This window comes from Shewanella submarina (assembly GCF_042646185.1).
GTDB lineage: Bacteria > Pseudomonadota > Gammaproteobacteria > Enterobacterales > Shewanellaceae > Shewanella > Shewanella corallii.
The window spans coordinates 13,767-32,499 of the sequence record NZ_JBHRTD010000022.1 but is presented as its reverse complement, the minus strand read 5'-3'; the positions used below and the strand labels follow the sequence as shown (position 1 = coordinate 32,499).

17 protein-coding genes are annotated in these 18,733 nt (G+C 49.9%); 15 read left to right on the top strand and 2 right to left on the bottom strand.

The genetic code is table 11. The features are described 5' to 3' along the window. The first annotated feature begins 295 nt into the window (after positions 1 to 295). Together mnmE and ACFOE0_RS22575 are read left to right on the top strand one after the other, a co-directional pair. The gene (gene mnmE / locus ACFOE0_RS22580) at positions 296 to 1,657 is read left to right on the top strand and encodes a tRNA uridine-5-carboxymethylaminomethyl(34) synthesis GTPase MnmE (protein ID WP_248937739.1); all 1,362 of its coding nucleotides are present in this window, start codon (positions 296 to 298) and stop codon (positions 1,655 to 1,657) included. Between the two features lie 167 nt (positions 1,658 to 1,824). Then, positions 1,825 to 3,429, top strand: coding sequence for a methyl-accepting chemotaxis protein (locus ACFOE0_RS22575; protein ID WP_248937740.1), 1,605 nt, complete (start codon positions 1,825 to 1,827; stop codon positions 3,427 to 3,429). A gap of 54 nt (positions 3,430 to 3,483) precedes the next feature. Here ACFOE0_RS22575 and ACFOE0_RS22570 read toward each other — a convergent pair whose 3' ends face one another. After that, positions 3,484 to 4,365 (bottom strand): LysR family transcriptional regulator, encoded by an 882-nt coding sequence (locus tag ACFOE0_RS22570; RefSeq protein ID WP_248937741.1) that lies wholly within the window; start codon positions 4,363 to 4,365, stop codon positions 3,484 to 3,486. A 133-nt stretch (positions 4,366 to 4,498) separates the two neighbouring features. On the opposite strand from ACFOE0_RS22570, the gene ACFOE0_RS22565 reads away from it, so the two are divergent. Beyond that, the gene (locus ACFOE0_RS22565) at positions 4,499 to 5,629 is read left to right on the top strand and encodes an S-(hydroxymethyl)glutathione dehydrogenase/class III alcohol dehydrogenase (protein WP_115138919.1); all 1,131 of its coding nucleotides are present in this window, start codon (positions 4,499 to 4,501) and stop codon (positions 5,627 to 5,629) included. Positions 5,630 to 5,651: 22 nt separating this feature from the next. Continuing rightward, on the top strand, positions 5,652 to 6,497 hold the full coding sequence (fghA, locus tag ACFOE0_RS22560) for an S-formylglutathione hydrolase (RefSeq protein ID WP_248937742.1): 846 nt from the start codon (positions 5,652 to 5,654) through the stop codon (positions 6,495 to 6,497). 38 nt (positions 6,498 to 6,535) lie between these two features. Here fghA and ACFOE0_RS22555 read toward each other — a convergent pair whose 3' ends face one another. Next, a complete protein-coding gene (locus ACFOE0_RS22555) occupies positions 6,536 to 8,962 on the bottom strand; it encodes a helicase-related protein (RefSeq protein WP_248937743.1) in 2,427 nt (808 codons plus the stop codon). Between the two features lie 159 nt (positions 8,963 to 9,121). On the opposite strand from ACFOE0_RS22555, the gene mioC reads away from it, so the two are divergent. From mioC to atpA, 11 genes are all read left to right on the top strand, one after another. After that, positions 9,122 to 9,562, top strand: coding sequence for an FMN-binding protein MioC (gene mioC / locus ACFOE0_RS22550; protein WP_248937744.1), 441 nt, complete (start codon positions 9,122 to 9,124; stop codon positions 9,560 to 9,562). 444 nt (positions 9,563 to 10,006) lie between these two features. Further along, positions 10,007 to 11,896 carry a tRNA uridine-5-carboxymethylaminomethyl(34) synthesis enzyme MnmG gene (gene mnmG, locus ACFOE0_RS22545; RefSeq protein ID WP_248937745.1) on the top strand — a complete coding sequence of 630 codons (1,890 nt, stop codon included), beginning with the start codon at positions 10,007 to 10,009 and terminating at the stop codon, positions 11,894 to 11,896. A 101-nt stretch (positions 11,897 to 11,997) separates the two neighbouring features. Continuing rightward, positions 11,998 to 12,618 carry a 16S rRNA (guanine(527)-N(7))-methyltransferase RsmG gene (rsmG, locus tag ACFOE0_RS22540; RefSeq protein WP_248937746.1) on the top strand — a complete coding sequence of 207 codons (621 nt, stop codon included), beginning with the start codon at positions 11,998 to 12,000 and terminating at the stop codon, positions 12,616 to 12,618. A gap of 106 nt (positions 12,619 to 12,724) precedes the next feature. Next, entirely contained in the window at positions 12,725 to 13,513 is a 789-nt protein-coding gene (locus tag ACFOE0_RS22535) for an AAA family ATPase (protein WP_115138913.1), read from the top strand. A 9-nt stretch (positions 13,514 to 13,522) separates the two neighbouring features. Next, complete coding sequence (locus tag ACFOE0_RS22530; protein WP_115138912.1) at positions 13,523 to 14,416, top strand: ParB/RepB/Spo0J family partition protein; 894 nt, start codon at positions 13,523 to 13,525, stop codon at positions 14,414 to 14,416. Positions 14,417 to 14,647: 231 nt separating this feature from the next. After that, complete coding sequence (locus ACFOE0_RS22525; RefSeq protein ID WP_115138911.1) at positions 14,648 to 15,037, top strand: ATP synthase subunit I; 390 nt, start codon at positions 14,648 to 14,650, stop codon at positions 15,035 to 15,037. 3 nt (positions 15,038 to 15,040) lie between these two features. Next, on the top strand, positions 15,041 to 15,814 hold the full coding sequence (atpB, locus tag ACFOE0_RS22520; protein ID WP_248937747.1) for a F0F1 ATP synthase subunit A: 774 nt from the start codon (positions 15,041 to 15,043) through the stop codon (positions 15,812 to 15,814). A 48-nt stretch (positions 15,815 to 15,862) separates the two neighbouring features. After that, positions 15,863 to 16,120 carry a F0F1 ATP synthase subunit C gene (atpE, locus tag ACFOE0_RS22515; protein WP_115138909.1) on the top strand — a complete coding sequence of 86 codons (258 nt, stop codon included), beginning with the start codon at positions 15,863 to 15,865 and terminating at the stop codon, positions 16,118 to 16,120. A 33-nt stretch (positions 16,121 to 16,153) separates the two neighbouring features. After that, positions 16,154 to 16,624 carry a F0F1 ATP synthase subunit B gene (atpF, locus tag ACFOE0_RS22510; protein WP_248937748.1) on the top strand — a complete coding sequence of 157 codons (471 nt, stop codon included), beginning with the start codon at positions 16,154 to 16,156 and terminating at the stop codon, positions 16,622 to 16,624. Between the two features lie 15 nt (positions 16,625 to 16,639). After that, positions 16,640 to 17,173: a F0F1 ATP synthase subunit delta gene (atpH, locus tag ACFOE0_RS22505; protein WP_248937749.1), complete on the top strand. Its 534-nt coding sequence runs from the start codon at positions 16,640 to 16,642 to the stop codon at positions 17,171 to 17,173. 14 nt (positions 17,174 to 17,187) lie between these two features. Continuing rightward, on the top strand, positions 17,188 to 18,729 hold the full coding sequence (atpA, locus tag ACFOE0_RS22500; protein WP_248937750.1) for a F0F1 ATP synthase subunit alpha: 1,542 nt from the start codon (positions 17,188 to 17,190) through the stop codon (positions 18,727 to 18,729). Positions 18,730 to 18,733 lie beyond the last annotated feature (4 nt).

Here is an 18,733-nt window from a genome sequence, read left to right as displayed (position 1 = left end):
CTTTTAGTAGGGTCTGTTCACCTTTGAAGATGGTTTTTGCAGCTTTTTGTCGTTGTTTTATACAAAGCAACGCGATTGAGGTGTAGTTGCTCTACATAAATGAGCGTTAATGCAGTAGAAAGCGACGACAAACGCTGCCCGAAGGGCTCGGCTATACGCGCTTTACTCTTTGTTGCAAGGTATTTGCTTAGGCCCACTAGGCGACACACCTTGCGTCGCGATTAAAGCGCGTCTAGAGCGAGCAAAACTCAACCATTAAAGGTCAACAGACCCTTAGCAATACAGGTAATTGAGCGTGACAACAGAGACTATCGTGGCACAGGCTACCGCTCCCGGACGCGGCGGTGTCGGTATTATTCGTATCTCAGGCCCAAAGGCGACGGACGCCGCAGAGGCACTGTTGGGTCATCTGCCCAAACCTCGTTATGCTGATTACTGCGACTTTAAAGCCGCCGACGGCACAGTGCTGGATCAGGGCATAGCCCTGTACTTCAAAGGCCCCAACTCCTTTACCGGCGAAGATGTACTGGAACTTCAGGGACACGGTGGTCAAATCGTACTGGATATGCTGATTAAGCGGGTATTGGAAGTCACCGGTATCCGTATCGCCCGCCCGGGAGAGTTCAGTGAACAGGCCTTTATGAATGACAAGCTGGATCTGACGCAGGCGGAAGCGATTGCCGATCTGATTGACGCCACCAGCGAGCAGGCAGCCAAAAGCGCGCTGCAATCCCTTCAGGGCGAATTCTCCAAAGAGGTCCATGAACTGGTGGATCAGGTCACCAACCTGCGTCTGTATGTAGAAGCCGCCATCGACTTCCCGGATGAAGAGGTGGATTTCCTGTCTGACGGTAAGATTGCCGCCGCCCTGTATCGCATTATCGACAAGCTGGATGAAGTGCAGGCCAGTGCCAAACAGGGTTCAATTATTCGTGAAGGGATGAAAGTGGTTATCGCCGGTCGTCCCAATGCCGGTAAATCCAGCCTGCTGAACGCCCTGGCAGGTAAAGAGTCAGCCATCGTGACTGAAATCGCTGGCACCACCCGTGATGTACTGCGTGAGCATATTCATCTGGATGGCATGCCACTGCATATTATCGATACAGCGGGTCTGCGTGATACCGAAGACACTGTTGAACAAATTGGTATTGAACGCGCCTGGAGCGAAATCAATTCTGCTGTTCGGGTATTGTTTATGGTGGATGGCACCACCACAGATGCCATAGATCCCCATGATATCTGGCCTGATTTTATTGATCGCCTGCCAGCCAACCTAGGGGTGACTGTGGTGCGTAACAAGGCAGATCTGACAGGTGAGTCACTGGAGACTACCGAAGAACAGGGCTACAGTGTTTACCGCATTTCAGCTAAAACAGGTCTGGGAGTGGAGAGCCTCAAACAGCACCTGAAATCCCTGATGGGTTATCAGAGTAATCTGGAGGGTGGCTTTATTGCCCGTCGCCGCCATCTGGAAGCGCTGGAACTGGCTGCCGACCACCTGCAAATAGGTAAGGAGCAGCTTGAAGTGTTCCAGGCTGGAGAACTGCTGGCTGAAGAGCTGCGTATGACTCAACAGGCGCTGTCTGAAATTACCGGCACCTTTACCTCAGATGACCTGCTGGGCAAAATCTTCAGCTCCTTCTGTATAGGCAAGTAATCCTTATAAAAACCAAGGCCATATCATTGGGATATGGCCTGATTATCATGCTTTAGGCTGGATTTTCCCGCCACTTCCCAAACTTTCGACCAGGTTCAGTTAAATATTCAAAAAATACCCGACCAGTCTACTAAGCTATTGAGACAGTGTTAAAGGGAGTGTGAGTAATGAACCTAAGGCAATTGAATATCCGCCAGAAGCAGTTGTTGGTGGAAGTGACTTCAGTATTGATTCTGATAGCAGTCTCAGTTTACGCGGTACTGGACAAACGTTCCATGGCGTATGAAGAACGTCGGAATCAGTTGTCGGCGCAAATAGACACTGTCTACAAACTGGTCGAGAAATACGCCCAGGAAGACGGTGAACAGGCCCAACAAAAGGCCCTGCAAACCCTCTCTGAACTCAGGTTCAGTGGTGAGAACTACTTCTGGGTGTTATCAAAAGACACCCGGATGTTGATGCATCCTGAACAAACAAACTTAAACGGCACTCTGGTGTCTGGCCAGAAAGATATCGAAGGCAATGCCCTGTTTCTGGACATGACCAATGTCGCCCGTAATCAGGGTAAAGGCTTTGTCGAGTACTACTGGGAAAAGAGTAATGGCGACTCCTCCCACAAACTCTCCTACGTCACCAGCTTTCCTCAATGGGATTGGGTTATCGGTACCGGCACTCTGCTGCAGGACATTGATAATGCCTTCTATCAGGATGCTTTTATCTCTCTTATAGAAACCATTATCGCAGCCACAGTCCTGTTGCTGATCAGTAACGCCGTTGGACGCAGTATCACCAAACCGGTCAACGAGATGAGTGAGAAGCTGAAGAAGGTTTCCCAGGGCGATCTCACGGTAAGATTCGACGATAAGGGAAAAGACGAAATAGCTTCCCTGAGTGCGACTCTGAACAGCACGCTGTCAGCGCTGCAGTCAGCGGTCGGATCAGCAAAACAATCTTCTACCCAATCCAATGAGTTGGCCAGTCAGATATCCACTATCAGTAATAACACGGCCCATGATGCTCAAAAACAGTTGACGCAATTGGATCAGGTGGTATCCGCCATGAGTCAGATGAGCTCTACCATCAACAATATTGCTGAGAACGCCGAAACCACCAGTGCCAGCACTAACGAAGCGGCCAGTCACGCCACACAGTGCCAGTCGGAAATGGATAGAACCCAACAGAAAATGGAAGATCTGGTGCATAAGGTGACCAGTACCAATGAGCAGGTTGGCGAACTGCAAAGTGGGGTATCCGGCATTCAGGATGTGGTCAACATCATTCAATCTATCTCTGAACAAACCAATCTGTTGGCGTTGAACGCCGCCATTGAGGCCGCCCGGGCTGGCGAACAGGGCAGAGGGTTTGCAGTAGTTGCAGATGAAGTTCGTACCCTGGCCAGTCGTACTCAAGAGTCCACCACAGAGATCAGTGAAACCATTAACCGTCTGATTGGCGCTTCCCAGAGTACAACTCAGGCAATGACCTCTTGTCAAAATCAGGCCGCCGAGAGTGCAGAGGCCACCAGCAGAATTCAAAAACTACTGGCAGAAATGGCGGTTCAGTTGGTACAGGCCAATGAGAATGTTGCCCAAATCGCAACAGCGGCGGAAGAGCAAGGAGTGGTCGCGGGAGAGATTAACCAGAATGTGGATACTGTCCATAGTAGTGCCACCAGCCTGAATAACACCGCATCTACCCTGGCCAACCAGAGTAAGCAACTGGCGGGCAGCGCCACCGAACTGCAACAGCAGATGGGTCAGTTCCAGGCTTGAGCTCGGTCATCAAAAATCAAAACGGCCACTTGTTGTGGCCGTTTTTTATTTCCGCTATTGGCTGATACTCAGCAGTTGTGCTGCCAGCATATCCACCAGCAACTTCACTTTGAGGGACTGATGTCGGTTATGGGGATACAGAGCCCAAATCCCCTCTTTCGGCTCCTGATACGCCTGTAGCAAAGGAATCAGACGACCATCCGCTATCGCCGCATCCACGTAATATCCTGGTAGCTGGACAATCCCCAGCCCTCTTATTGCTGCTTCAACCAGCACACTGCCACTGCCACAGTTCAGGGTCCCTTTAACCCGTAACCCCCTTTGTTTGCCCTCCTCCATAAAACGCCAGTGGCTGTTATTACCCACCAGGCAATTGTGTTGTGCCAGTTCATTAGGCGTATGGGGCGCACCGTGGCGGCTGAGATATTCAGGAGATGCACATACATGCAAAGTTCGGTTGGTCAGCAGCCGGGCCATCATAGAAGAGTCTTTAAGGTGGCCAAGGCGGATAGCCAAATCATAGCCACCATGAACCAGATCCAGCGGCTGGTTGGTCAACTCGCAAATGATCTCCACTTCCGGGTACTGCTCCATATAATCCAGCACCACAGGCATGACATATTGATCACCAAAAATCACTGGGGCTGTCATCTTAAGAATGCCCTGGGGTGACATATGTAAATTGGAGATGGCGCGCTCCGCATCTTCCAGCCCATCCAGCACCTGACGACAGTGCTGATAGAAGATACGTCCCTCTTCAGTAAGTGAGATTTTTCGGGTTGTTCGATACAGCAATTTCGTATTCAGGCGGTTCTCCAACTCATTAACCTGCCTGCTCACCTGAGCTGTAGATATTCCCAACTGTTTGGCTGCAGAGGTAAAACTTCCAGCGTCCACTACATAAACAAACTCAGTGACACCTTCCCACTTCATCATTGTTGCTACCGGGTAAAAGTTATTTGCGTTCTAAGTAGATTATCTCTTCGCAAATGGTAATTACAATGTCTGTTCTGCTTATTGCGTCCACCAAATGATTGGTGTGTCTATGCAATCACTTTCTGGAGTTTCTATGTCAGCCCAATTTATCAAATCCAAAGCCGCCATTGCTTGGGGCCCAGGCCAACCTCTGTCAGTAGAAGAGGTTGATGTAATGCTGCCAAAAGCCGGGGAAGTACTGGTTCGAATCGTTGCTACCGGTGTTTGTCATACCGATGCCTTCACACTGTCAGGCGATGACCCTGAGGGTGTATTTCCTGCCATTCTCGGCCATGAAGGCGGCGGTATTGTAGAAATGGTCGGTGAAGGCGTAACCAGTGTTGCCGTTGGTGACCATGTTATTCCGCTTTATACCCCTGAATGTGGTGAGTGTAAGTTCTGTAAGTCAGGTAAAACCAACCTGTGCCAGAAGATCCGTGAAACCCAGGGTAAGGGCTTGATGCCGGATGGTACTTCCCGCTTCTACAAAGATGGCGAACCTATCTTCCACTACATGGGTTGTTCCACTTTCTCTGAATACACAGTCCTGCCTGAGATATCTCTGGCCAAGGTTAACCCTGAAGCACCACTTGAAGAGGTGTGTTTGCTGGGTTGTGGTGTCACCACAGGTATGGGTGCCGTGCTGAAAACCGCCAAAGTACAGCCAGGTGATACCGTTGCTATTTTCGGTCTGGGTGGCATTGGTCTGTCAGCCATTATCGGTGCCACCATGGCAGGTGCCAGCCGTATTATCGGCGTAGATATCAATGAGTCCAAATTTGAACTGGCCAGGAAGCTGGGTGCTACTGATCTGATCAACCCAAGCAAGTTTGACAAGCCAATCCAGGAAGTGATCGTTGAGATGACTGACGGTGGCGTGGACTTCTCTTTCGAATGCATCGGTAATGTCAACGTGATGCGAAGCGCCCTTGAGTGTTGTCATAAGGGTTGGGGTGAGTCAGTGATCATTGGTGTTGCTGGTGCAGGCCAGGAGATCTCTACCCGTCCATTCCAACTGGTAACCGGACGTGTATGGCGTGGTAGTGCTTTCGGTGGTGTTAAGGGACGTTCAGAACTGCCTGAAATCGTTGACCGTTACATGGCGGGCGAATTCAAGCTGGATGACTTTATTACCCACACTATGGGCCTGGAAGGTATTAACGAATCATTTGAACTCATGCACAAGGGTGAAAGCATCCGTACCGTGATTCATATGGATAAGTAACAGAGTAGGCCGGGAGATTTGCATGTCGTTATTTCTGGTAAGTGCCAATAAGAGCTTCGATGGCTGGCATAAACAGTACACCCACGAATCGAAAGTACTGAACTGTAGCATGAGGTTCGCAATCTACCTGCCTCCTCAGGCTGCCAGTCATAAGGTTCCGGTTCTTTACTGGCTGTCAGGCCTGACCTGCACAGATGAAAACTTTATGCAGAAAGCCGGAGCACAGAGACTGGCCGCCAAATTGGGTATCGCTATCGTTGCACCGGACACCAGTCCAAGGGGAGAAGGTGTGGCTGATGATCCCAATGGTGAATATGACCTGGGCCTGGGAGCAGGATTTTATGTGAACGCCACACAGGCGCCCTGGAATCGCCATTATCGCATGTATGACTATGTGGTAAATGAACTGCCGGCAATTGTGGAAACTCACTTTCCAGTGTCTGATCTGCGCAGTATTGCAGGACACTCCATGGGTGGCCACGGCGCGCTGACAATAGCGCTGCGTGAACCGGAGCGCTATTGTTCGGCATCAGCTTTCAGTCCTATCTGTAACCCGGTTAACGCGCCATGGGGACAGAAGGCATTCAGTCACTATCTGGGTGAAGACAGAGGTCTGTGGCGTCAATATGATGCCGTTGAACTGATGAAAGAAAGCAGATTACCTATGCCTGTTCTGGTTGATCAGGGACTGGAAGATAACTTCCTCTCAGAACAACTCAAGACAGAAAGTCTGGCAAAGGTGGCCGCCGACACCAAGTATCCGGTCACTATCCGTATGCAGCCCGGCTATGACCACAGCTATTACTTTATCGCCAGCTTTATTGAGGACCACCTGAGATTCCACGCCCGGCATCTCAGCGAGCAATAACGAAAAAGGCCTGACATTGTCAGGCCTTTTTTATTGGCTTACCTGATATCAACTACCCGGCTGGCTTTGCGATACTGAACTCTCCACCCCTGCCATCTGGGGAGTTCCCAGCGTTTGGGGTCGGTCTTGCGTGCGCCATCCTGATAAATAATTTCCACCTTTTTTGACCGGACATCATATTCAACTCTGAGCTTCAATTCGGGCAGCACCAAAGCTCTGGGATACAGTTCATCAAATTTCTGTCTGCACCAGTCCGGGATACACTCAAATTCCAGATCTTCCCATTCAAGCAAACCAAGGTCGTCCAATTCGGCAACGCCGAGATCCTGAAGCTTATATACCAGGTAAGTTTCAACATCAGATGCAGGCAATGTATCACTCTGCTGATCTGGCATACCCGCCAACAGTTCGCTCCTCGTGGCACTGGGTAAAGCCAGCCAGATAGCGCTGGCCTGGAGATCATCTGCCAGCTTTTCCGCCAGCCCGGGCATCACCTCTCCTTTTATAATAGCCTGTGCTGCCGCTTTAACAGCCAGAGCACCCGATACCCGCGCATAGTAGCTGGCGATAACCCGTCCGCCATAAATACGCTCCATTAAGCAGCCTTTATCAGGATGAGGTTGCTCCTGTGCCACACGCTCACTGCCAAGCTCCATCCCGGCTATCAGCCTCCAGCTGACAGGCACCATACAGGTCCCCATATTCAGGGTTTGTCTGACACCTCTGCCTGGCAGTGAGAACTGATCCAACACAACTGCAGCTTCGGGATAAACCTTACGGTTGTCATCCAGCACGGCAAAGCGGCCTTCCCGACTCACCTGAACTTCATTACGACCATTTCCATAAGCGTTATCCCGGGTTTGGCGCTGCACATAGGTCAATTCCGGCAGAGCTTTTATCACCTGAAAGAGCCAGGTCTGTCTGGCTTTTTCATCAGGGATCCCTGTTTCCATAGGTGGCAGATTAACAACCGTGCGGATCTGATTGGCCAGCTGACGGATCTCCCGGCGCAACTGAAGATCAATATTGAGAAATTCAGGCGGTGATCGGCGAAGCAATTTGATCATCGCCATAGCGTCACACCCCAGAGGTTCCCATAATGCCAACTCTCTGAGGCCATCCACTGATGACGGCGTCTGCCACAACCTTCTGCCCAGGCTCATGGCGGCGCACAGGTCCACCATAATGCCTTTGCTGACATCATCGTCCATAGCACTGATAAGGTGAGCAAATTGAGTATCAATAGGCAGTGGAAACAGGGCCCGGCCGTGATCGGTAATCTTTCCACCAGCATCTATGGCAGCAATTGTCTCCAGTCTGCTGCGCGCTTCAGCCAGCGCTTTTTCTTTCAGCCCATCAACAAACTCAAGTTGCTGCAGCAGTTTACCGCAAGCAGCTGCGGCCAACATAGGTTCAGTCAACTCTTCGCGCAGCAGTTCAGCTGGCGTTCTTGCTTCCAGTGGCGCATGCTGCCCCCACAACCGAATGCATACTCCCTCTCTGACACGACCGGCTCGTCCCAGACGTTGATCAGCTGAGGCCCGGGAAATACGGGCCAGAGACAACACTGTTCTACCATTTCGCTGGTGGGTTCTGCGCTCCAGACCTGAGTCGATCACCACAGTGACACCAGGAATAGTCAACGAGGTTTCCGCAACATTGGTCGCCAGGATAACTCTGGAACCCTGGCCTCTGGCCAGTACCTGCCGCTGGGTATCTATATCTGAGCCACCATGGAGCTGCATACAGGTCAGCGGCAGATCACCGAGTAGCTGCGCACATTTGCTGATTTCCCCCTTACCCGGCAGAAACACTAAAATATCCCCATCCAGGTGTGGGATCACAGACTCTACCGCGCTGCGCACCTTCAGTGGCAAGTCTCTGGCGTCAGGCAGTTGCTGACTGTCGTTGGCCAAATAGCGAAGTTCCACATGGAACCTTTTCCCCTGGGCCTTAAGCAAGCAGGTGCTCTGACCAAGGTATTGCGCCAATCGTTCGCCATCTATAGTGGCTGAGGTCAGCAATAACCTGTGCTGGCTCTGTTGCCTCAGCAGCGCCAACAAAAGATCTGTGTCCCAGCGCCGTTCATGAAACTCATCAATGATCACCAGATCAAAGTCTTCCAATCCGTTATTAGCGAACCAGTTCAGCGCGATTCCGGGAGTCACAAATGCCAGTTGAGTGTCCTGAGTAACCTGATTTTCAAACCTGATGGCATAGCCGACATTCAGCCCGTGTTGGTGACATATCTCATCACTGCCAAGAAAGTCAGCCAATGCCACGCAGGCCACCCGCCGGGGTTCAACCACCAGCACACGACGATTGCCACCATCAGCCGCCCATACAGGTAATCGGGTAGATTTCCCTGAACCTGTGTCTGATTGAATCACCATATGGTGTTCTTCTATCTGAGTTTCAAACTCAGCTTTGATGGCATCTATAGGTAGATGAAAATCGGAAGTCATTGATTTAAATAAACAGCCAGCATATCGCCAAAGTGTACCCCGACTCAGGTTCAGGTGCATCCGCCCTCAGGGATAACCCCGACCAGAATTCCCCATTATGGCTGGCGGGGCAGTTCGGCTAAGATGTTGACCATTAATCCAGGTAACACAGGAAACAAAATGAGCGCGTTTGAGATTTTAGTTGGCACCACTCTGGGTGGCAGTGAGTATGTTGCAGATGAACTTGAGGCCCAACTGGAACAGGCAGGACATGAAACCAGAATTCATCTGTCACCGGATCTGGACCAGTTGGATCCAAAGGCTATTTGGCTGCTGGTATCTTCAACCCATGGGGCTGGAGATCTACCAGATAATATTCAACCTTTACTGGCACAGATCCAATCTCAAAAACCGGATCTGACAGACGTGAAGTACGCTTTATGTGCAATCGGCGACTCAAGCTATGACACTTTTTGTCAGGGCCCTGAGCAGCTGGTGGAGCAGATGGAACAGCTTGGCGCCAAAGCCATTGTGAATAAGATCCAGATCGATGTTCAACAGGATCCTGTCCCTGAAGAGCCCGCCCTGTCTTGGTTATCTGATTGGCAGAACCAGGTGTGAGATCCTGTCATTCAGACTAAAGCCTGTATTGCACACAGAATAGATCATCCTTATCCACAGATTACGATCCAAAATAATAAATTTGTGGATAAGGTATTATTTAGATCTGATCTACCGTTGAACTAATTAACACCTCAACTGACCAAAGATCCACCCTGTGGATAACCATGCGATCTATCCCCACCTTATTTTGCGTTAGATCGCCCACAGATCACAGGATCAGAAATCCGCTACCTATTGGTTTAAAAGGATTTTTAGCGTTTTACACAGATCTTGTCGATCCTAATAGTAAACATAGTAAGAAGATCTATATAAAGATCTTAAGATCTATAAAGCCGATCCATGACGATCCGTTCAATCTAAATAGATCATTCACCTTGGCTCAGCCAGGTGGTAAAATATTCGGCTCTGTGAATTTCCTCTTATGTAATCGAAGGCAGTGTCATGCATTTTCATGAACGGTTTGATGTAATTGTTGTAGGTGGTGGTCATGCCGGAACTGAAGCCGCATTGGCCTCTGCTCGAATGGGTTGTAAAACCCTGCTGTTGACTCACAACGTAGATACGCTGGGACAGATGTCCTGTAATCCGGCTATTGGTGGGATCGGCAAAGGCCATCTGGTTAAAGAGATTGATGCTCTGGGTGGTGCTATGGCTACCGCAACAGACTTGTCAGGTATCCAGTTCCGTACTCTGAACTCATCCAAAGGCCCTGCTGTGCGCGCTACCCGTGCTCAGGCAGATCGCGCTCTGTATAAACAGGCGATCCTGACGATCCTGCAGAACCAGCCAAACCTGAAGATCTTCCAGCAAGCAGTTGATGATCTTGTGGTTGAAAATGGCAAGGTGATCGGTGCTGTCACTCAGATGGGACTGGCATTTGAAGCTCCTGCAGTGGTACTGACAACTGGTACTTTCCTGGGTGGCCGTATTCATATTGGTCTGGAAAACTATGGTGGTGGTCGCGCCGGTGATCAACCTGCTATGGCACTGGCACAGCGTCTGCGTGAGCTGCCTATTCGTGTTGGTCGCCTTAAGACTGGTACTCCTCCACGTATCGATGCCAGAACTATTGATTTCTCTCAGATGATTGAGCAGAAAGGTGATGATCCCCTGCCGGTAATGTCTTTCATCGGTGATGTTAACCAGCATCCACAACAGATCTCCTGTTTTATCACCCATACCAATGAGCGCACTCACGATATTATTCGGGGTGGTTTGGACAGAAGTCCTATGTACTCAGGTGTGATTGAGGGAATTGGTCCACGTTACTGCCCAAGTATTGAAGACAAGATCCACCGTTTTGCCGATAAGAGTTCACACCAGATCTTTATCGAACCTGAAGGCCTGACAACCACAGAAATCTATCCAAATGGCATCTCCACCAGTCTGCCATTTGACGTACAGCTGAATCTGGTTCGCTCCATCAAAGGGATGGAAAATGCTGAGATCATCCGTCCGGGTTACGCGATCGAATATGATTACTTCGATCCAAGAGATCTGAAAAACTCTCTGGAAACCAAGACCATTGATGGCTTGTTCTTCGCTGGTCAGATCAACGGCACCACAGGTTATGAAGAAGCCGGTGCTCAGGGGCTGCTGGCCGGTACCAACGCGGCACTTCAGGTTCAGGGCAAAGAATCCTGGGCCCCTCGCCGTGATGAAGCGTACCTGGGCGTACTGGTTGACGATCTGTCTACTCTGGGTACCAAAGAGCCCTACCGTATGTTCACCAGCCGCGCCGAATACCGTTTGTTGCTGCGTGAAGACAATGCTGATCTGCGTTTGACCGAAAAAGGTCGTGAATTGGGTCTGATTGATGATCACCGTTGGGCGAAGTTCAATGAGAAGCGTGATTCCATTGAACAGGAACTTCAGCGCTTGCGCAGTCAGTGGGTACATGTGAATTCACCTTTGGTTGAGCATCTGAATCCGCATCTGAATACACCAATTTCCCGCGAAGCTTCATTTGAAGATCTGCTGCGTCGTCCGGAAATGGATTACCAGAAACTGGTTGGCATTGAAGGTTTTGGTCCAGGCCTGGAAGATCCTTATGCTGCTGAGCAGGTTCAAATCCAGGTGAAATACGCGGGCTATATCCAGCGTCAGCAGGATGAGATCAACAAACATCAGCGCAATGAGAATACCCGTTTGCCGATGGATCTTGATTATGCTGAAGTGCCTGGACTGTCCAACGAAGTGACTGCCAAGCTGAACTCTCACAAGCCAGAAACCATAGGTCAGGCTTCCCGGATTTCAGGCGTTACGCCAGCTGCTATCTCCATTTTGCTGGTGCATTTGAAAAAGCGTGGTCTGCTGCGTAAAAGCGCCTGAGCTGTAGACTGCAGCTGATACCTTACAAGGGAAGCGATACGCTTCCCTTTGTTTATCTCCAGATACATAATATTTGTCGCGATTTTTAAAGGGGACTCCCTGTGCTAGCAGCTCAACTCGATGCTTATCTGGCCGAAGCCAATATCCAGGCCACGGACAAGCAAAAACAGCAACTTCTGGACTTTGTTGCCCTGCTTAACAAATGGAATAAAGCCTATAACCTGACCTCAGTGCGGGATCCAGAGCAGATGCTGGTTCGGCACATTTTAGATTCTCTGGTGGTATCGCCTCATCTTCAGGGCGATCGATTTATTGATGTTGGCACCGGACCTGGCTTGCCTGGGATCCCATTGGCGATTTTGAACCCGGATAAAACTTTTGTGCTACTGGACAGCCTGGGAAAGCGTATCCGCTTTCAGAAACAGGTACAGTTTGAGCTGGGTCTGGACAACATAGTGCCAACTGAAAGCCGGGTTGAAGCCTATCAGCCGGAGCTGAGATTTGATGGTGTATTGAGCCGGGCTTTTGCCTCCGTCGACGATATGCTCAACTGGTGTCACCATTTGCCAGCTGAAAATGGAGTATTCTATGCTCTCAAAGGTCAGTTGGCGGATGACGAGATGGCCAGCATACCCGCCGGCTTTGAATTAAAAGACACAATCGCTTTGCAGGTTCCCGCGCTGGATGAACAGCGGCATCTGCTGAAAATAGTGAAAGAATAATAACTTGTTTGCCAAACAAGCCTGTACAAGTTGCAATCTGTGCACACATCAAGCAACTTGTACCCAAGGGACTATTCGGGCAAGCAATGACTGACAGGGTGACATTGTGGGTAAGGTAATTGCCGTAGCCAACCAGAAGGGAGGCGTCGGAAAAACAACTACATGTGTAAATTTGGCCGCATCATTGGCGGCGACCAAGCGCAAGGTATTGCTGATTGACCTGGATCCTCAGGGCAACGCGACCATGGGCAGTGGCGTCGACAAATATGAAGTTGAAAACACAGCTTATGAGTTGTTGGTAGAGGAAAAACCTTTCGATGACGTAGTCATCCGCAACACTTCAGGCAAATATGATCTGATCGCCGGTAATGGCGATGTGACCGCTGCCGAAATCAAACTGATGGAATTTTTCGCCCGGGAAGTCCGCCTGCGCAATGCACTGGCGGCTGTCAGGGACGAGTATGATTTTATCTTTATCGACTGCCCGCCTTCACTGAATATGCTGACAGTGAACGCCATGTCTGCAGCTGACTCTGTTTTGGTACCTATGCAGTGCGAATACTACGCGCTGGAGGGCCTGACAGCCCTGCTTGATACCATAGGCAAGCTGGCTGCCATGGTTAATCCGACGCTGGCGATCGAAGGGATTCTGCGCACCATGTACGATCCCCGTAACCGTCTGGCCAACGATGTTTCCGAGCAGCTCAAGCAGCACTTTGGCGACAAGGTATACCGCACTGTTATCCCCCGCAATATTCGTCTTGCTGAGGCGCCAAGCTTTGGTGCGCCGGCCATGTATTACGACAAGTCCAGCGCCGGAGCCAAGGCCTATCTGGCTCTTGCCGGGGAAATTATTCGTCGTTCAGAGCAGCAACAGCAGGCAATGCAGGCTTAAGGAATAACCATGACAATGAAAAAACGTGGACTGGGTAAGGGCCTGGATGCTCTGCTGAGTACCAGTCATGCGGCCAGCAAGAAGCTGGAAACCCAGACTCAGGCCGATGTAAAGCCCGGGTCGGATGAAAACGGTGAGCTGCGACAGTTGGATCTGGATCTTTTGCGTCCGGGTAAATACCAGCCCCGTAAAGATATGTCTCCAGAGGCACTGGAAGAGCTGGCTGAATCTATTCGGGTGCAGGGGATTATCCAGCCTATCGTGGTACGCCCTGTATCTGCCACCGAATTTGAAATCATTGCCGGTGAGCGTCGCTGGCGAGCTTCTCAGCTGGCTGGCCTGGACAAGGTGCCATGTCTGATAAAAGACGTACCTGATGAGTCTGCTGTGGCCATAGCGCTGATTGAAAACATCCAGCGTGAAGATCTCAATGCCATGGAAGAAGCTATCGCCCTGAATCGTTTAATCGAAGAGTTTGAACTTACTCACCAACAAGTGGCAGCCGCTGTGGGAAAATCCCGTACCACGGTCACTAACCTGCTGCGTTTGAACAGTCTCAACGAACCGGTGAAACGTATGTTGGAAAATGGCGATATCGATATGGGACACGCCCGTGCCCTGCTCGGAATCGACGGTGATCAGCAAACTGAGCTGGCAAGATTGGTTGCTTCCAAAGAACTTACAGTTCGTGATACCGAACGATTAGTGAATAAGACACTAAATCCTGCTGAAGTCGCCGAAAAAACAGTTAAAGATCCCGATGTAAGCCGTTTGGAGACCCAGTTAATTGAGCGACTGGGTGCAAAAGTTTCCATCAATCACAACCAAAAAGGTCGTGGAAAAGTCGTAATTAACTTCCAAAATCTCGCTGAACTGGACGGAATTCTTAGCAAAATTCATTAAATTTCATAGGTTAAAACACCTTTATGTAATTTTGTGACCTTTGTTAAGGTTGGATTTTCTAAAGTTTGGCGCTCCATCACGTTTAAAGTGCCGTTTTTACTTATGTCGAAGTTGCATCTAAGGCTTGAAACGGTATACTTTCGCAAGCTTTTTGTACCTTGACTTTGACCGGATTTTCGACATCCGGTCATCTAAACCAATAAACAAAAGGCAAATTGCGGAGATGAGAAGTTGAGTAAGATTTTGGCGCGTCGTGGCCGGTGGTCAGCATACAAATTGGTGTTGATGCAGGCGGCGGTAGCCGGGGGGGCTTCGGTTCTCTTCTTCGTGCTTTGGGGAGTACAGCATGGTCTTTCTGCTTTAGCCGGGATGGTTATTGCAGTGCTTCCCAATTTCGTGTTCGCCACCCTCGCTTTTTCCCATATGGGAGCGAGTCAATCAGGGAAGGTTATAAAAACTTTCTACTGGGGGGAGGCGATTAAGTTGCTGTTAACAATAGCATTGTTTTGTATCGTGTTCGCGGGCTTCAAGGTAGATTTCGCGCCTTTGTTTACCACCTACACTTTGGCCTTAGCAGTGCATTGGATAGCACCTTTCCTTTTCAACAAAAAAACGGGATGAAAAATGGCTGCTGAAGGTGAATTAACTGCTTCCAGTTATATCCAGCATCACCTGACCAACTTGGCAGTGGGTGAAGGATTCTGGACTTGGCACGTCGACTCACTCCTGTTCTCAGTTGGCTTGGGAGGCTTGTTCCTGTGGTTGTTCTACAGAGCAGGCAAAAAGGCAACAGCAGGCGTTCCAACTAAGTTTCAATGTTTCGTTGAAATGATGGTGGAATTTATTGATGGCATCGTTCGTGACTCATTCCACGGTCGCAACCCTGTTATCGCACCGCTTGCCCTGACCATCTTCGTCTGGGTTTTCCTGATGAACTTGATGGACTTGGTTCCTGTTGACTTTATTCCTCATGCCGCCTACCTCATGGGCGTTCCTTACCTCAAGATTGTACCTACAACCGATTTGAACATTACCTTTGGTCTATCCATCGGCGTGTTCCTGTTGATTGTTTACTACAGCATTAAGGTCAAGGGCGTGTCTGGTTTCGTTAAGGAACTGACATTGCAGCCGTTCAATCATTGGGCACTGATTCCTGTGAACCTGGTTCTGGAAACTGTGACTTTGATTGCAAAGCCAATCTCTTTGGCACTGCGTCTGTTTGGTAACCTGTATGCAGGGGAGTTGATCTTTATTCTGATTGCATTGATGCCTTGGTGGAGCCAATTTGCACTGTCCGTGCCTTGGGCTATTTTCCACATCCTGGTCATCGTATTGCAGGCGTTTATTTTCATGATGCTGACTGTGGTTTACCTCAGCATGGCACATGAAGATCACTAATAATTTTTCAGCTTTAAATTTGTTAGCTTATTTTTTACGGAGAGAATAATGGAAACTGTAATCAGCTTTACCGCTATTGCTGTTGCTTTGATGATTGGCCTGGCTGCTCTGGGTACTGCTATCGGCTTTGCTATCCTGGGTGGTAAGTTCCTGGAAGCTTCTGCTCGTCAGCCTGAACTGGCTCCTGCTCTGCAAACTAAAATGTTCATCGTTGCTGGTCTGCTCGATGCGATTTCTATGATCGCAGTTGGTGTGGCACTGTTCTTCGTATTCGCGAACCCATTCGTTGGTCAGTTGGTAGGCTAATCCGGTTTTCCCGAATAGAGGAGGTGTGTCGTTATGAGCATTAACGCTACCTTATTAGGCCAGTTGATATCGTTTATGTTGTTTGTGTGGTTCTGCATGAAGTTCGTGTGGCCACCGCTCATTAACGCTATCGAAGCGCGCCAAAAGAAGATCGCTGACGGTCTGGCGGACGCTGACCGCGCTGCTAAAGACCTGGAGCTGGCTCAGTCTAAAGCGACCGAGCAACTCAAAGATGCCAAGGCCGCTGCCAACGAAATTATCGAAGCTGCTAACAAGCGCAAAAATCAAATCGTTGAAGAAGCCAAAGCAGAGGCAGACGCTGAGCGTGCGAAAATCATCGCTCAGGGTAAAGCAGAAATTGAAGCTGAGCGTAATCGCGTGAAAGAGGAACTGCGTAAGCAGGTTGCTGCTCTCGCCCTAACCGGTGCTGAGAAGATCCTCGAGCGTTCGATTGATGAAGCCGCCCACAGCGATATCGTTAATAAACTCGTCGCTGAAATTTGATAAGGGAGTGGAGTTATGGCTGAGTTAACCACCATTGCTCGCCCTTACGCTAAGGCCGCTTTTGACTTTGCTGTCGAACAACAGGCGGTGGAGAAGTGGGCAGAAATGCTTGGCTTCGCTGCATTGGTGAGTGAAAACGAATCCATGCAACCACTGTTGACTGGCTCTATGGCCAGCAACCAGCTCGCTTCACTGTTTATCAGTGTTTGTGGTGAGCAAGTCGATACGCACGGTCAAAACCTGCTGAAGGTGATGGCTGAAAACGGACGTTTGGGTGTACTACCCGCTGTTGCAAAACTCTATGCGGATTTCCGCAATGAGTGGGCAAAAGAGATTGAAGCCAATGTGGTTTCAGCCGCTGAGCTCACCGCAGAGCAACAGCAGCAGATTAGTGTTTCCCTTGAGAAACGTCTCGCACGCAAAGTTAAGCTGAACTGCAGCATAGATGCCGGCCTGATCGCCGGTGTGATTATCACGGCAGGAGACCTGGTCATTGATGGCTCGGTCCGCGGAAAACTAAACCGCCTGTCTGATAAGCTGCAGTCGTAATTGGGAGTTTGAGCATGCAACTGAATTCCACTGAAATCAGCGATCTGATTAAGCAGCGGATCGAGCAGTTCGAAGTTGTCAGCGAAGCACGCAACGAAGGTACTATCGTTGCAGTTAGCGACGGCATCATCCGCGTACACGGCCTGGCCGATGTAATGCAGGGTGAAATGATCGAACTGCCTGGCAACCGTTATGCCATCGCGTTGAACCTTGAACGTGATAGTGTCGGTGCCGTAGTTATGGGCCCTTATGCCGATCTGGCAGAAGGCGCCAAAGTTAAAACCACTGGTCGTATTCTGGAAGTTCCAGTAGGCCGTGGTCTGTTGGGCCGTGTGGTTAACACACTGGGTGAAGCAATCGACGGTAAAGGTCCTATCGACAACGATGGGTTCTCTCCTGTTGAGATGATCGCGCCAGGCGTTATTGACCGTAAATCGGTATCCCAGCCAGTACAAACTGGTTATAAAGCCGTTGACTCCATGATCCCAATCGGTCGTGGTCAGCGTGAATTGATCATTGGTGACCGTCAGACTGGTAAAACAGCTATGGCGATCGACGCGATCATTAACCAGAAAGATTCCGGCATTAAGTGTGTGTATGTAGCTGTTGGTCAGAAAGCTTCTACTATCGCTAACGTGGTTCGCAAACTGGAAGAGCACGGCGCTCTGGCTAACACCATCGTGGTTGTAGCCTCTGCTTCTGAAGCAGCTGCCCTGCAGTACCTGGCACCATACTCTGGTTGTGCCATGGGTGAATACTTCCGTGACCGCGGTGAAGATGCCCTGATCGTATACGATGACCTGTCTAAGCAGGCTGTTGCATACCGTCAAATCTCTCTGTTGCTGCGTCGTCCACCAGGTCGTGAAGCATACCCAGGTGACGTTTTCTATCTGCACTCCCGTCTGCTGGAGCGCGCTTCTCGTGTAAACGAGGAGTATGTAGAGAAGTTCACCAACGGCGAAGTGAAAGGTAAGACTGGTTCTTTGACCGCTCTGCCTATCATTGAAACCCAGGCGGGTGACGTATCTGCGTTCGTACCAACCAACGTAATTTCTATTACTGACGGTCAGATCTTCCTGGAAACCGACCTGTTTAACTCTGGCCTGCGTCCAGCTGTTAACCCAGGTATCTCGGTATCCCGTGTAGGTGGTGCAGCCCAGACCAAGATTATCAAGAAACTGTCCGGTGGTATCCGTACCGCACTGGCACAGTATCGAGAGCTTGCTGCGTTCTCACAGTTTGCATCTGATCTTGACGATGCAACTCGTGCCCAGCTGGAGCACGGTGAGCGTGTTACCGAACTGATGAAGCAGAAGCAATATGCTCCTATGAGCGTAGCTGACCAGGGCGTTGTTATCTTCGCTGCTGAAAAAGGCTACCTGAAGGGCATTGAGCTGAAGAAGATCGGTAGCTTCGAAGCATCCCTGCTCTCTTTCATGAACAGCGAGCACGCTGAGCTGATGAAGAACATCAACGAGACTGGCGACTATAACGCCGACATCGAAGGTGAACTGAAAGCTGGCCTCGATAAGTTCATGGAAACCCAAACCTGGTAAAAAT